Source organism: Stieleria marina (genome assembly GCA_007741555.1).
Taxonomy (GTDB): Bacteria; Planctomycetota; Planctomycetia; order Pirellulales; family Pirellulaceae; genus K23-9.
This window is the reverse complement of sequence record CP036526.1, coordinates 4,922,597-4,937,463: the sequence shown is the minus strand read 5'-3', so window position 1 is coordinate 4,937,463 and position 14,867 is coordinate 4,922,597. Positions and strand designations below refer to the sequence as shown.

Sequence of the window (14,867 nt, the reverse complement as noted above, 5' to 3'; positions counted from 1 at the left end):
GTAGACACGTTCGCTCTACGCGAAGGTGTCCGCCGAAATGACCATCGCTTGTGGCCTAGCAGTATTGGTACGGTAGTAATCGGGATACCATCGATTGAGTTCGATGAACATTGCGATTACGGCAACCAACAGAAACAGCATGCTCAGCACGAGCATGACGGTGTAGACGCTGGCGGGTTGTTTCCGATTTTCACTCGAGAGTTGTGTCGACACGATCGCCCTCCAAAATAATTCCGCCGGCGTAGTCACGCAGGATTTCTGCGACACTTCGATTCGGTGCTACGGTTCGTACTCGCACGCGACCGACATAGCGGCCTTTGCGGCTAACTTCTAATTCGTGGCCGCTACGCAGCCCATCGTCTTCGCCAATCGAAAGTTCGACTAACAGTTTGGGTCGATTGACGACCAAAATGTTGCCGTTTCGTTTTGGCGGTGCACCATGAAGTGGTTCGTTGATATCGACGCCTTTGGCATCGACGACTTCTTTGTATCGTGTGACTTGTTTGGACAAGGCTTTGTTGCGAAGCTCTAGTTCTTGGCGAATGCCTCGCAGTTCGTTCATGTTGTTGGTTAGCACCAACATCTCGGCAAACAGTCCGTCGCGTTTGGCTTGTTCTTCGCGAATTTGTTTTCGCAGCATGCCCGTTTCGGCTGTCAGCTTTTGGAGCTCTTCGGCCCGTGCTCGGTCCAACTGAGACAACTCGGTGTTCTTGGCTTCGAGTTGTTGGTTCTGGTTCAGAGCGGCTTCCAACTCACCTTCTAGTTGGTCTTGCTGCGTCTGCATGGCGGCCAGAGCGGTCCGGCGAGCAGCTTGTTCGCGGTCCAGAGAAGCTTGCACTCGCGTTTTGGCGTCGGCCAATTGTTCGTTTTCGCGGGTGATCGTTTCGATCTGAACTTTGTAGCCGTCGGGGCCCAAAACGACATCACGCCAGTTTCGGTGTGATGCGTTGACGGCCAGTGCAAGCACCATGAACACCAGGCTGAGCAGCATGATGATGACCGAGAATGACTTTCCAAGCAGAGTCATTGGACGAAATACCTGTGGCGATCGAATGGAAAAGCGTGCAAAGTCAACTTGCACACGAAACACAAAGCTCCGGAGCCGACCCGCATCTGAGACGAGAACAACGAAAATGACCTGAAAAAGGCCACCTCGGCAGTATAGTTACGTCCAAAAACGGATGTCAACGAAATCACTATTAAAACTACCAATCCCCTATCTTGCCCAACCGGAGTTCGGATTGTGAGGAATCAGTGTAAAGCCGACAGCTTTGCCGTGTAAATCAGCCCGCTCCAAAGTTCTTCATCGGTCCCCACGATGATTTCCTTGACTCGGCCCTTCGCGGGAGCGAAAAGCAGGTGGTCGACCACGTAGATCAAGGCGTTAAAGTCGCCGCCATCCGAACAGGCAGGAACAGCATTTCCGGCAAAAACCGTCAAATCAGAAGATCACAGCCTTGAGCATGTGATTTGGCGGATCGCAGCCGTTGCTAGACGAAGCAGCTTTCGACCGAGCGGATCGACTGTAGAAACTGGTCCACGGTTTTGGTTCGGGAGTCGACTTTGGGGTCCAAGGCGTGCATCACAGCGCGAGCCAATCGGGGGTCCACGTTGGGGCAAAGGTCAATCAAATTCTTTGGCGCCTGCGTATCGTGGTTCAATGCGGCGCGACCATTGACCAATTCTGCTTGCCACGGATGCTCAAACGCGATCAGGCAAAAACAAGTCACTCCAAACGAAAACATGTCGACTCGCAAGTCCGTCGCCCGGCGTCGGACAATCTCGGGCGCCATGTAGAGCGGTGTTCCGGTTCGATTTCCCGGAGCCATAAACGGTGCGGTCGCGGGAACCGTTAATCCAAAATCAATCAGTTTGACGCCCTTGGTTTCGGGCATGCAGATGAAATTTCGCGGGCAAATGTCGCGGTGGATAAATCCTTTGGCGTGGACATACGCCAGCGCTTCGGCCATTTGGCGGATCAGCATCAGCCGTTTGCCTTGGACGTGGTGCTCCTGTTTGTTGACCACGATGTTCTGCATGCTGGGTCCGGAAACGTATTCCATGACCAAGATCGGTTGGCCTTTTTCGGTCGTCCCGATTTCGTACGTTTCGGCGATCAGCGGATGCTTCATCATCATCGCGATCTGGCCTTCGGACGGCTTGTTCAGCCCTTTGAATCGGCCTTCAAACATTTCCACCTTTTCGATGTCCAGCAGTTTGACACCGACCAGTTGATTGTCACGCTTGCGGTCTTTGGCGACAAAGAAGTGCGCCATCGTTCCCGTCGCGGCGGTCCGCTGACGTTCGAATCGAGCTTGCACGTCGATCTTACCGCCACCACCGCCGCTGCTGCCGAACGAGGATTTCAGGCTGTCCCAAAGACTCATTGGATTTCTTTGAACGAATGGAAACGCAGAAAAGAAGACGCGAACATCATCACCGACTATTTGCCACAGTAGTCAATGGCACGAGCGATTTCAGTTTTTAAGTTTTTGCGAGTCACGATGCGATCGATGTAGCCGTGTTCCAGCAGGAATTCGCTGGTTTGGAAACCTTCGGGCAATTCGATTCCGATCGTGGCTTTGATCGTTCGCGGCCCAGCGAACCCAATCAACGCTTTGGGTTCGGCAAAAACCAAATCGCCCAGCGACGCAAAGCTGGCAGCAACGCCGCCCATGGTGGGATTTGTCAGCACGCTAATGAACAAACCGCCGGCTTCGTCATACCTAGCCAAAGCGGCCGAGACTTTTGCCATCTGCATCAGTGACAGGATTCCTTCGTGCATTCGGGCTCCGCCGCCGCTGGCACTGACGATGATCAACGGCAGATTCTGCTCCGTCGCTTTTTCGATCAATCGAGTCAGTCGTTCGCCGACGACCGACCCCATGCTTCCCATGATAAAAGCGCTGTCGGTGACCGCAAACGCGACCCGCCGAGCGCGAACCATGCCCGTGCCCGTCATCACAGCATCGGACAATCCCGTTCGGTTTTGTTCGCCGATCAGACGATCCGCATAATTGCGTCGGTCCGTAAACACGAGCGGATCCGTCGGTCGAATGTGGTCGTTCATCAGCTCAAACGTGCCAGCATCTAGCACTTGCTCGATCCGCTGAACGGCCGAAACATAAAAATGGTGCTCGCACTTGGGGCACACATTGAGCTGTTGTTCAACTTCTTTTTTATAGACCGACGCCCCGCAACCGGGACATTTCAGCCACAGGCCTTCGGGTACGCCGCGTTTTTTGGGTGGCACGTTGGTTGCAGCTTCGGCTTGAGCACGGGATGCGTTGGTATCGACAGTGGACATACGCTCGTGGGGACGATCGCGAAAAGTATATTGACAATGAATTCGGGTAAACGAATTCGCTCTTGGAGTAGGCAACGGATTTCCAAATCCGGTTGTGGCAACAGTTTAGCCAATTTTTGGCTGTTCGGCGCCACCAAAACGATACTTGCCTGCCGCTGAACTGGCCAGCGGCTGAGCAGAAGCCGGAAAAGCTAAGTTTGCCGAATTCGGCGCACGTCACCGGTTGCCCCTATTTTACCGTCTGCTTTTCGCCAGCAGCCCCGGTTTCAGGCCGGTCGGCCAAAGTCGCGTCCAACGCCAAAACAGCATCCTGCAACTCCGTGACCGCGTATTGTTCGTATCCGTCATGCATTGCATTAAAAACCTGCATCGTTGTCAGGTCGTGTCGCCACAGTTCCGCCAGCGCACTACGGTACCGCTCGCGCGTCATCAACGGCGCCGCCCGCTGCTGAGTGTCAATTCGGCAGTGGCGTGCGATCCAAGGGATGGCCGTCAGATGCGGCGTTCCCGCTGCGGTTCGATTCTTGTGGTCGGCTTGGACTTGCTGAACGATTTCGTGATAGTAAAAGTCGTCAATCATTTTCTGCGTCAGTGCCTGAACATCTTGAGTGTCTGAGTCACCCAAACCCTGTTCGGGCCAAGGGCGTTCCAACCAACCCACGTCGCAGCCGTACGCAATGGGATTGGTGGTGTTGAAAAAGTTCAGCGACAGCTCCGGCAGGTTCACATCACGAACAAAGTACCGAATGGGATTGTTGGTCGTCGAAACAACGACATGCCAGTTTGTCACCAAGCATTCAGGAAAGACATCCCGAATCGATTTGGCAAAATGCTGGTCGTACAAATTGACGTAACGCCGCCAAGCATCGTCGCGCCAGGCGGCTTGGTTGTTGACGATATCGGCCGGTAGCTCCGCGCGGCAACGACGGCAATGCTTCAGTTGGTCGAACAGATGTGCCCACGGATACGGATCGCCTTCCAGGTCCATCCAAACGCCGGTGACTTTGACGCCGGCGTCACGAAACTGTTTCATCGTGTCACGCGTTTGTCGTGCCAAGATTTTCCAGCCATCAGTCTTGTGCGGGCAAGCACCATGCCAAGCAAAGGCATCGTCGTCACCAAACCATTTCGGCTGGTAGGTCACGTCGAATTGGTGCGCCCAGTCGTCCGCGTTTTCGGCCAATGAATAGGGCCAATTGTCGGTCCTTCCCTGCATCAAAATGACGGGCATTCCTGCTGCTTGCAAATTCAGAGCCGCGGGAATCATCGACGCGTCCATTTGCAAATGCTGCGTCAGCCCTCGGTCGCGGAGCACCTTGATTTGCTGGGGCGAAAGCGGCCCAAACCCAACACCATGCCACATGATCATCGGCATGCGATCGCCGAGATCATTTGCGAGCGGCGGGACTTCACGTTCGATTACCTCGATCCAGGGCGTCTGCTTTAGATACTCGGATCGGTCCTTTGGCGTCACAATTGGATAAGCAGGTTCATCGCAAGTTCCGATTCCGGCAAGCAAAAGCGTTGCGGCAAGCCACGCCCCGATCAGAATCGGTCGCACGAGATATTTCGCGTGTGATTTATTGGTCATTCGAATAGAACTCTCTGGCCGGTATTGCACTGCGTACTCCTCCGCTTTGCTCGACGATGCAGGTCAATTCTTTGACAGAATCCTTATCGGTCAGCAATTGACCGCCGGCAGAAAAGTAGGCCAACGTCCCGTCACGATTGACTACTACCGCTGACAACACGCGGCCAGTGCTGGGGTCGACTTCGCGAATGATTCCCTCGCGGCAAAGCACCCAGAGCGATCCCTTGGGGGACGGAGCAATTGCATGCAGCATCTCGGAGTCGCGTCGAATACCGCTGACCACGTGTTTGCGAACATCTTGATCCACAATGACGTTCAAAAGTTGACCATCGGTGCAACCCACTACAAACGACTGGGGACGGGTGGGGAGTATCGGTCGCGGAACGTAGAATGGACCGCCCGGAGTTGGCAGGCTTTGAAATCGCCAGTCTTCGTCACGGTTCCAAAATTCACTGTTTGCGGTTGAAAACCCAGCCAAGACTTTACCGTCGGCGCGAAAGGCTAACGTCTGCAGTCCGTTGCGTTCTTTTAACTTGCGAATCGTTGTTCCATCTTTTACCGCAATCACCGACAGTTGCCCTTCAAAATCCGCAACCGCGATTTCCTTTCCAGACGGATGCAGTGCAAAATGACGTTCCTTGGTGGTCGGCGTGGCTAGCTGCATGGGCGAACTGCTTGCGATTTCAATCTCGGGCTTGTCTGTGTTGATCGAAACGTTGATTTGCCAGATCGATCTATCTTTTGAAAAACCAATCAACGTTTTTCCATCGAGCGTCCACTGCAACCGTTCAACCGGCGTTTGGGCCAGCGCAGCGTCTGCGATGATCTCTAAACTTTCGTTGCAAAACACAACACGACCATCCATGCGGCCCAGGGCGACAATCGGTTGATGCGGATGATTCGCAACTGATTGTGGCAATGAATCGGTTTTGAAGTTTTCCACTTCACCGGTAGCCAAATCCAGACGTTGCGTGTTTCCCCAACGGCTGACGACGATCAGGTGACGACCCGACTTTGATACCTCAATGCCCATCGTTTCCGTCGCGTTCCACGTTGTCACATTGAGTCGTTCGAAATCATTTCCGTCGAAATCATCGCCACGGACAAAGACTGGCCCGTTGAGATTGCCTGTGACATAAATTTCCTCCTTGGGGTGCCATCGCAGTGGTCCATAACCCCATTTTTCGTTTGACCACTGCGCTTCGTCACCCTCTTTGTCAGTGTTCCAAAACACGTGACCGTGGAAATAGCCAACCATCACCAGGATTGACGGATCGCTTGTCCACGTCACAGCGCGAGGCTCCTTACCCTCCGGCATGGTGATTTGACGAACCAAATCGCCCGTGCCGGCGTCACGAAGCATGACTCGGTTTCCGGTCGCCACCGCAAACGTCCTTTCGTCGCGTGACCACTGTGCCGTGCGTGCATCAACAATGTCATCACACACATACAACGGTTTCCACGCTTGGGTGTCCCAGACAATTGTCTGGTCAATGCCAGCCGTGACCAGCCGATTTCCTGACGGCGACCAATCCAGATGCCTGACTTCGCCGGTGTGCTGTCGCAGGACTGTGTTGACGGAACCATCCCGATTGAGCAGCGTCACCAGATTGTATTTGTCGCAAACCGCCAACAGCGTCCCAGCAGGATTCCAGCGTATCCGATTGACGCGGAATCCACCCAGCAGGTCGCACCGCTTGGGAACCGACTGTTCAGAATCGCTGAAGTAGACATTGCCTTTGTAGTCACCAAAAGCGAGCGTTTTTCCGTCGGGTGACCAATCGACCGAAAGGACTTCCGAAGGGTCGTGTGAGATGATGGCTTGCGTCTGGAAGGTTTCGATGTCAGACGTTCGCACCATGCCATCGGATCCAGCCAAGGTGATTCGTTTGCCGTCGGGGTGAAACGCGATCCCGCGAATGTTGCCCTGGAGCCGACTGCGCACAACCTGCCACTGCGTGGCGTCGGTCCGTGTTGCCGGATGACTAAGGACGCCCGAGATGGTGGATGGGTTATTCGACGGAGTCCATCCGTGCTGTAGCGGCACATCAATCGTCGAACCCAACCGAACCACCAACGGCGACTTAGGCAACAAAGCAACCGATGCATCTTGGTCAACTTTGATCGAGTACTCGCCCGGGGGAACCTCCACGACCGCGTCGCTCTTTAAGTTGACCGTTTCGATTGCCTGTTCATTTTTGTCAAGAATCGCGACTTCAATCGCATCATCTCCGTTCCAATTGAACTTGATGATGCCCTTCTTCGCTTCCAAGAGCTCCAGCGACTTGGCGGCAAGCTGGCGTGTCTGGGGATCTGCACCTTCGAGCGACTGAGATTCGTCGAAAAATGTCTTCGCACTTGCCAAGTCGCCTTTGCCGATCATGCGATGCCCCATGACGTAGGCCAGTCTCGCTCGCAAAGAATCGTCTAGCGTTTGATTGACACCACTCCAGCCCAGAAAGTTGGTCGTCCCTTTCCACGTCAGTCCAAGTTGCATGGCTTGAGCCATCGAGAGCGAATTGTCGATCAATACCCCCTGAACTATTCGATCGGCGATCGCCCACGCCTCGTTCCGATCTTGCTCGCTCGCGACAGAATTAAACGCACCCTGGATCATCAGTTCGTAAGCGGCCAGTGTCCCGATGACGGTGATTCGATCCTGCAGGTTTACTTGGTCAAACGCTAACCGTTCCGCCCACTTCATCCCCTTCTCTGATCGCCACATTTGGTTCAGCACGCGCGTCAGTGTTTCTTCCGGCAGCAACGTCAACAGTCCACTAGTGCCAAATTCGTCGGCCGCACGATTGAAAATGCTCTGGATGTCCTCGCTATTTGACTGCTGCGTCAGTCCACCCATCATCAGTGCATTGATCGCCGCAGCGTCTTTGGCAGTATCGCTAGCTGTATTTCCAGTCTGACGGAAATTGGTAAACAGCTGATAGCTGCGCCGCCAATCTTTCGCTGCTTCGGCGTGGTCTCCGCGGCGGTACTTCAAGAATCCATCGATTTGGGTGACGGTTGATTCAAAGAAAATATCGTTCGCGACTTTTCGAAACGTTCGCTTTGCCGCGGCGATGTCGTGCTCTGCGGCAATCATGTCGCCAAGGCTGATATGGATCAGTGCCCGAAAGATCAGGACTTTGCTGCTGGCATCGTATCCCTCCTTCAAAATGCCGTTCACAATCGCCAGAGCTTCGCGACTGCGTCCGGTAACCCGGAGCGCACGTAGATAGCGGCGCAGCACATCCCAGCTGCGCGTATTCTCCCAGAGCCTTGCCAGAATAGCGGCGGACTCGTCGATCCGTCCTTCGGCTCGCAAGGCTCGGCACAATTCGACCTGCACGGACATTGTGCCTACGCCATCGAAACTCAGGATGCGATCAATCTCTGCAGAACGTTGGATGCGGCTGAGTCGTTTGGCATCGGGTTTTAGTAACGCCCCGAGTGTCAGGTCATTGTTCCCCGACGCGATGATCCGCGTTTTTACATCGGGCGAAACAAGCTGCGCCGCTTTGCTCAGACGACCCGTGGTTCGCAGAAATGAAAAAATCGCATCCGCGTCGGCAGTTCGCTGTTCCGCAATCGCAAGATCTAACAGTCGTATGCCGGCCAATGACGACCACGTTTGGTCATCAAATTGTGTCAGCTTTTGAAAGACCAGTCTTGCTTCCTCACTTCGACCGAGCTGATCCAAACAGACCGCGATTTTGTACTGCGATTCCGCCAAGACCATCGAGTCAGCTTCGGAATCAGGCAGTTGCTTCTGCGCTTCTTCTTGGCGTTGATACTGTTGCAACGCTGCTTGCAAATCGCCTCTGGAAAAATGGGCATCACCGGACAGGAGTGGCGAGTGATCGCCAGTGCGTTTTCTTGATTCGCAAACAATCTCCGTGATCGAAACTCCCGCCGTGCCTCGAAGCCCCAGTCGACCGAAATCACTGGAGCGGTATGCGAATGGCTCCAATATTCGGTGCTCTGCCGAGTCGTTGACGCGGACAGACAGTGCATTGCCCTCACGCATCGCAGTCAACCGAATTGAATCGCCAATACGGAATTGGTCGCTTGGGATGACATCGTTTAGCACCGTCGTCTCGCCGCGACGAATCTCCAGCACCCACGAAAAACCACGCCGAATTGCATCGCCAAGTGTTGCTCGTGCTGTTCCTTGCCCCGCGAGAACACCTTCCTTTTGTCCCGCCGGGCGTAACACAAAGTCGTAGCCACCCGAAATGTCGCCGTGAAGCGTAATGCCGATCTCATAGCTCGGCTGCCAATCGGTAAACGTCGCAGATACACGCGTGTCGCCGGTGCATTGATAACGGCTGAGCGTCAACGGTTCGAACCAATCCTTGGCAGAAAGGTTGATTATGGCGGGATCCACCGGAGCCGGCGAACTGGTCGCCAAAGAGAGCTTTCCTTCGCCGGGTGTCAGCGTCGCGGTTGGGAACATCGCCACAAAATCGGCAGGCGATTTTTCTGATGCCGAAAACGCGAGCTCCCAGTCCTTTGCCAGTTCATCCAGCTGCGACTGCAATTCGGTCAAACGCTGGTCGTTGCCGATGCCGCTTGTGCGAAGTCGATCGATCGCGTCACCGATCTTTTTGCGATCGGACGGTTGCAACCGCGGACGCTCAATCGCTTGCTCGATCTTCTCCAGTGTCCTTTGGCTCAGTTTCACGTTGGCTAAGTCGGCGCGACTAGGATCATAGGCGCGTAATTGCTCAATCACGTCCTTGGATTGTTGCCAGTCATCGCTGTCGAGTTGAAATTCGGCCAAAGCCGAATCCAGCTTTTGTTCCGCCTTGGCGATGACGGCCTCGCGACGAAGACTCACAAACACGGGTGTCACGACGAGCGCCAACAGCAAAACGCCCACAACCGAAGCCGCCGCAATGGCTTGATTGCGGTTACGCTTGAGCAACTTTCTGGATCGATACACCAACGATGGCGGACGCGCCTGAACCACTTCATCGTTTAAAAACCGCTGGATATCTTTCGCGAGCTCGCCGGCGGAATCGTAGCGTCGTGTGCGATCTTTTTCGATCGCTTTCATAACAATCCAATCCAGCTCGCCCCGCAAAACCTGCCTCAATTGACTCGACGGAATTTTTCGGTCGTGAGAGACTTTGTCCAACGGAATCCCCGCTTGGCTCAGCCGCGCACTGGGACGCGGCGGATCGTTTTCGCGAATGCTTTGCAGCACTTTCAGTAGCGGCTGACTACCGACCGACTTGCTATCCAGCGGTGTCGATCCGGTCAGCAATTCGTACAACATCACGCCCAGCGAATAAATGTCCGTGCGATTGTCAACTTCAGCGGGATTCATCTCCGCTTGCTCGGGCGACATGTACTGCAGCGTGCCCACCAACTGGCCCATCTGCGTAAACATCGAATGGTCCGTCAACTTGGTTTGGTGATCGGTCGCTTTGGCCAATCCGAAATCAATCACCTTCGCAGACGAACTGTCCTCGGTCACGGCGACAAGCACGTTGGATGGTTTCAGGTCGCGGTGCAGAATCCCACGGCCATGTGCGTGATGCACCGCGCGACAGACGGGTACAAACAACTCCAATCGCTCGCGGATGGACAGTTGCCGGTCGTTGCAGTGCCGCGTCAACGGCACTCCCTCGACCAACTCCATTACAAAGTACGGTGATCCGTCGTTGGTCGTGCCACCATCGATGATACGAGCAATGTTGGGATGATCCATCATCGCCAGCGCTTGACGTTCGGCTTCGAATCGAGCCACGATCTGCTGCGAATCGGCTCCTCCCTTGATTACTTTCAACGCAACGCGGCGCCGAATCGGCTCGTTCTGCTGAGCCAGATAAACGGCTCCCATGCCTCCTTCGGCAAGTTTGTCAACGATGTGATAGGGACCAAGTTGGCTGCCGAGCAGTCGGTCTTTTCGAGTTGCCGGATTCTGCAACTCATGCGGCAGACCATCCGCGTGAATCTGCGACACTTCAAAATCTACATCGGTTGGTAGATCAACAAACGCGGCAGATTGCGTGTCATCAAGCCCGTCACGCGCGGATGCGTCTGGCTGTTTGGGCGGTACAGCGTCAAACGTTTCTTCGTCAGGCATGGCGTGGAGAGTCTGATCTTGCGCGGCAGTCGTTGTCGCGAAGACGCCGCGGATCGAAATCGCGAACGTCCGGGGGTGGAAATGATCTACCGGCTGTGGTTCATCTTCATTTTGTTTTTGAGATGGTCGGGGAGCTGGAACCCGTCAGATTGCAGGTACGTCACCAAATCGCTGATCTCTTCGCGGGTCAGAACATCCAGCAATCCGGTTGGCATCGCGGAAATCTTGCTCTGGACCTGTTCTTCGATCGCTGCCTTATCGACTCGCGTTAGTTTCTTGGGCGTCAACAAGTTAGCCATGACGTCGACGTGTCTCTTGGATTCCTTGGCGATCACGCCCGTCACCACGCTTCCGTCGGCCAGCAGGAACTTATGCGTTACGAATTTTTCATTGATCTCTGCCGAAGGTTCAAGCAGTTGCTGAATCAGTTTTTCGTCGCGATGTTTCTTGGTCACTTCCGTTAGTTTGGGGCCCAAGTCGACACCGTGGCCATCCAGAGCGTGGCACTGGTCGCATCGTGCTTTTGCAAACGCGGTCATCCCACGCATCACATTGTCGTTATTAGGGGCATCGGCTTTGAACCCGGCAAAGTCCGTTAGCGTCCATTGTTTGATCACACGAGGTTGGCTTTTGGCGACCATCGCATCGACTTCACTCAAATCATCGGCCACCACCATGATGCCTTTCATCACAATCCAGTGTCCAGGAAACGTGCAAACATAGGGATAGATGCCAGGCTCTTTGGGAGCTTTGAAACGGAACACATGCACTTTGGATTTGCGCGTGGGGCCGATCATCTTGGATGCGTGCATGATCAATTTGCGTTTTGATCGTGGGATGAAATCCGAATTGGCGTTCTTGGGGTCACGAGCCATTTCGTTGGCAGCCATCCCGACTTCCTCCAGGGCGCCGGGACGCACAAAGACCATGTTGTGGTCAGTTGCATCGGGATTGGTAAACACGATCTTGACGCTCTGTCCCGTTTTGACGGCGATCTGTTCGCGGTCGTACTTCATGACTTCAGGCAAACAAGAGATCGTGAATTTTGCCAAGTCGTCTTGCTGGTCAAATTGGGCGTCGGGCGCCGATGGCGACGGTTCTTTGAGGGCGGTCTTTTGCTTTGCTGCACGGAGAAGTTTTGCGACATGGTGCGTGTCGTCGTTTTCCCAGTGGCGTCGCATTGTGTGTGAACCCAGTGCACACGTAATCGCGTACGACAAATGGCCTTCGGCGGGATGCTTCAGCACGTCCATCAAAACATCGAATGCTTCTTTCGTACCGATGTAGCTGGTCAAGATCGCAGCTTGCATTCGCACGATTGCGTTTTCGTCATTGGCAGATTTGCGAGCTAGGTCGATGGCGTCTTCAAACTCACCGTGCCAGTAACGTAGTTGTTCGGTGGCGGCGGCCCGGGCATGATGGTCGTCGCAAGTCAGCAATTCGCGAAGCAACGGCTGGTTGGTTTTCCCAATGCCGCGATACATCCAAATCGCTTCCATTTTATGGTGCAGCTGTCGCGGGTCGGCTTTGTCGATCGATGCGACCCAACGATCCAGGGCAGCGTGGACTTGCTGGGGATCACGTTCGCGTAGTTCGCGGCGGATCCAGTAACGAATTCGGGATTCGGGACGCTTCAAGGATTCCAGAAGTTCGCCAATGGTTGCCGTAGCAATCTTCGGTGGATCTTGTAACGGTTTGCCTTTGGTGGTGATCCTCCAGATGCGTCCACTGTGTCGGTCACGCCGTTCGTCACGCAGCGAATACTGTGCGTGTCCTTTGACCGGGTTGTACCAATCGCAAACGTACATCGCACCGCGAGGCCCGAACCGGATGTCGACTGGGATGAAGCTCAGGTTCGACGAAAATAGAACGTCGCCCTGGTATTCTTCGTCGTAGCCAAATTCGCCTTCGACCCATTTGTGGATCTCGATTCGGTTGGTCGGTTTGTAGCGTGCTTTTAGATATCCTCCCTGCAGTTCATCGGGAAACGTTCCGAAATCGACGAACTCTTGACCGCAGGTTCCCGAATACGCATTCAATCCACTGGGGACCGGGTGCTGTGTCGGGTAGGGCGGGTCGAGCGAATGGAAGGCGGCTGCGTAGATTGGGTGGCTGGCGACATGCTGTCCCCAATCATCAAACGTTGCACCCCAAGGGTTGGTGCTGTGGTATGTCCCAAAGCTGGTCAGTCGTTGGCTATCAGGATGCAGTCGAAACCAACCGCTGTTTTGTTGTCGGACAGGGCCGTAAGCGGTTTCGACTTGCGAGTGATGGAAAATCGATTCGCGAAAGATCAGGTCGCCGCCCGGGGACCAGACGAAATCGTGCAACGAGTGGTGTGAATCTTCGGTGCCAAAGCCACTGAATAGTTTTTGCCGGAAATCGGCTTTATCGTTTCCATCGCTGTCCTTCAGGAACGTCAGGTGCGGTTCATCCGAGATGTAAACGCCGCCGTCGCCGAATTCGAAGGACAATGGGATGTGCAAATCATCTGCCCAGACGTGGGACGAATCTGCTTTACCGTCTCCGTCCGTGTCTTCCAAGATCACCAGTTTGTCGTTGGGTTCGTTGCCCGGATACACATGCGGGTAAGTCGTCGAACACGCGACCCACAGCCGGCCTTGGTTGTCCCAGCGAATTTGAATCGGTGCGGCGATGTCCGGAAACTCTTCTTCACCGGCAAACAACGTCACCTCGAATCGCGGATCGACTTTGAATTCTGCCATTTCGGCTTTGGCAGTCATCCATCGGTTTGCACCGCGGCTTTGTTTGGTTTCGGGAAGCGGCGGCAAATTGGAATCGTCAATTTCTGGTGCCACTTCTTTCTGCTCTGCTTGGTCCCAGATTCTCTGCTCTCGGTTGGCAGTCAGAATGTCGAAGTTTCGCATCGCGGGCAGAAAATCAAGGTAGCCGTAGGTCTTGCTGCGACCGCCGGTGTAATAAAACGTGTTCAGCGGACGATAGCGGCGTTGGTACTGGCGGTTTTTGTCGATGACCGTTTGACGAATCGTCTGATCGACTTCGTTGCCCGTCTCTCCCGTGACGCCGCGAAAAACCAGTTTTGCAAATGCGTCATAGCCCGTTTCGTTCAGATGGACTCCGTTGATGGTGAGGTCGGTCGCGGGACTTTCCATCAGCTCCATCGTCTGACTCATCGCATTGACGAAACCCACCTCTGCTTGTTGGGCGACTTGCTGCATTGCACCCGTGTAGAGGACAAGATTTTGGTTGTTCCGATCGGCTGCAGGCACACCGTCAATGTTTTCGCTAGCGATGGGCGAAATCAAAACGATCTGCGGTGCCGACCGTCCGTTGAACGATTTCGTTTTCAAATCATTGATAAAGGCGGCAAGTTCGGTTTTGAACACCGCGATGCCTGGGGGGCCATCGAACGATTCGTTAAACCCAAACGCAGCCAAGATGACGTCGATGTTTTCGTGCTTGAGGTGCTGCTGAACGTCGGCAAAATTGTCGGGGCGAGGTTGCAGGCTGGGGGTGTCAGCGGGCCAAGCCAAATTGCGGACCACAAGTTTGTGATTGGGATAACGCTGGTGCAGCAAGGTTTCCAGATGCCCAAAGTACTGCTCGCGTTCCAGCAGCATGTTGCCAATGAAAGCGATGCGAGTGCCGGGCTGGAGGTCGAGCGGAAGCCGCGTCGCGATCGGCACGATGGTATCGGGGCGTGGCGCCGTCGCTTCGTAGATGCCATACTGCTGAAGTGCGGGATCTTCGACGGGCGCCGGTTTGGCGGTCTGCTGATTTCGAGCGTCTTTGCGATTGACGGCGATCTGCCCCAGGCACGATTGGCAGATTGCGGCGGAACCCAGTAACGCTACGAGAGTCGATAAGATAAAACGGTTGCTTGAAAGATGAAGCATGCT

8 protein-coding genes are annotated in these 14,867 nt (G+C 54.5%); all 8 read right to left on the bottom strand.

Going from position 1 to position 14,867, the window contains the following annotated elements; translation table 11 throughout:
* Positions 1-15 precede the first annotated feature (15 nt).
* Positions 16-213, bottom strand: coding sequence for a hypothetical protein (locus K239x_RS17415; RefSeq protein ID WP_145419499.1), 198 nt, complete (start codon positions 211-213; stop codon positions 16-18).
* Positions 191-1,027, bottom strand: a complete 837-nt coding sequence (locus K239x_RS17410) for a hypothetical protein (RefSeq protein WP_145419498.1) — start codon at positions 1,025-1,027, stop codon at positions 191-193. Before K239x_RS17410 ends, K239x_RS17415 begins: the two co-directional genes overlap by 23 nt.
* A 224-nt stretch (positions 1,028-1,251) precedes the next feature.
* The gene (locus K239x_RS17405) at positions 1,252-1,440 is read right to left on the bottom strand and encodes a hypothetical protein (protein ID WP_145419497.1); all 189 of its coding nucleotides are present in this window, start codon (positions 1,438-1,440) and stop codon (positions 1,252-1,254) included.
* A gap of 50 nt (positions 1,441-1,490) precedes the next feature.
* On the bottom strand, positions 1,491-2,387 hold the full coding sequence (locus K239x_RS17400) for a serine/threonine protein kinase (protein ID WP_145419496.1): 897 nt from the start codon (positions 2,385-2,387) through the stop codon (positions 1,491-1,493).
* Between the two features lie 56 nt (positions 2,388-2,443).
* Positions 2,444-3,307: an acetyl-CoA carboxylase, carboxyltransferase subunit beta gene (gene accD / locus K239x_RS17395; RefSeq protein ID WP_145419495.1), complete on the bottom strand. Its 864-nt coding sequence runs from the start codon at positions 3,305-3,307 to the stop codon at positions 2,444-2,446.
* Positions 3,308-3,536: 229 nt separating this feature from the next.
* Positions 3,537-4,898 (bottom strand): hypothetical protein, encoded by a 1,362-nt coding sequence (locus K239x_RS17390; protein ID WP_145419494.1) that lies wholly within the window; start codon positions 4,896-4,898, stop codon positions 3,537-3,539.
* Positions 4,888-10,986, bottom strand: coding sequence for a serine/threonine-protein kinase (locus tag K239x_RS17385; protein WP_145419493.1), 6,099 nt, complete (start codon positions 10,984-10,986; stop codon positions 4,888-4,890). Before K239x_RS17385 ends, K239x_RS17390 begins: the two co-directional genes overlap by 11 nt.
* 86 nt (positions 10,987-11,072) lie before the next feature.
* Positions 11,073-14,864, bottom strand: coding sequence for a PVC-type heme-binding CxxCH protein (locus K239x_RS17380; RefSeq protein WP_145419492.1), 3,792 nt, complete (start codon positions 14,862-14,864; stop codon positions 11,073-11,075).
* Between the last annotated feature and the right edge of the window lie 3 nt (positions 14,865-14,867).

What these genes read in the sequence shown, in the direction of transcription:
- accD (WP_145419495.1), bottom strand. Translation starts at nt 3,307, where the DNA reads ATGTCCACTGTCGATACCAACGCATCCCGTGCTCAAGCCGAAGCTGCA.
- K239x_RS17380 (WP_145419492.1), bottom strand. Translation starts at nt 14,864, where the DNA reads ATGCTTCATCTTTCAAGCAACCGTTTTATCTTATCGACTCTCGTAGCG.
- K239x_RS17390 (WP_145419494.1), bottom strand. Translation starts at nt 4,898, where the DNA reads ATGACCAATAAATCACACGCGAAATATCTCGTGCGACCGATTCTGATC.
- K239x_RS17410 (WP_145419498.1), bottom strand. Translation starts at nt 1,027, where the DNA reads ATGACTCTGCTTGGAAAGTCATTCTCGGTCATCATCATGCTGCTCAGC.
- K239x_RS17385 (WP_145419493.1), bottom strand. Translation starts at nt 10,986, where the DNA reads ATGCCTGACGAAGAAACGTTTGACGCTGTACCGCCCAAACAGCCAGAC.
- K239x_RS17400 (WP_145419496.1), bottom strand. Translation starts at nt 2,387, where the DNA reads ATGAGTCTTTGGGACAGCCTGAAATCCTCGTTCGGCAGCAGCGGCGGT.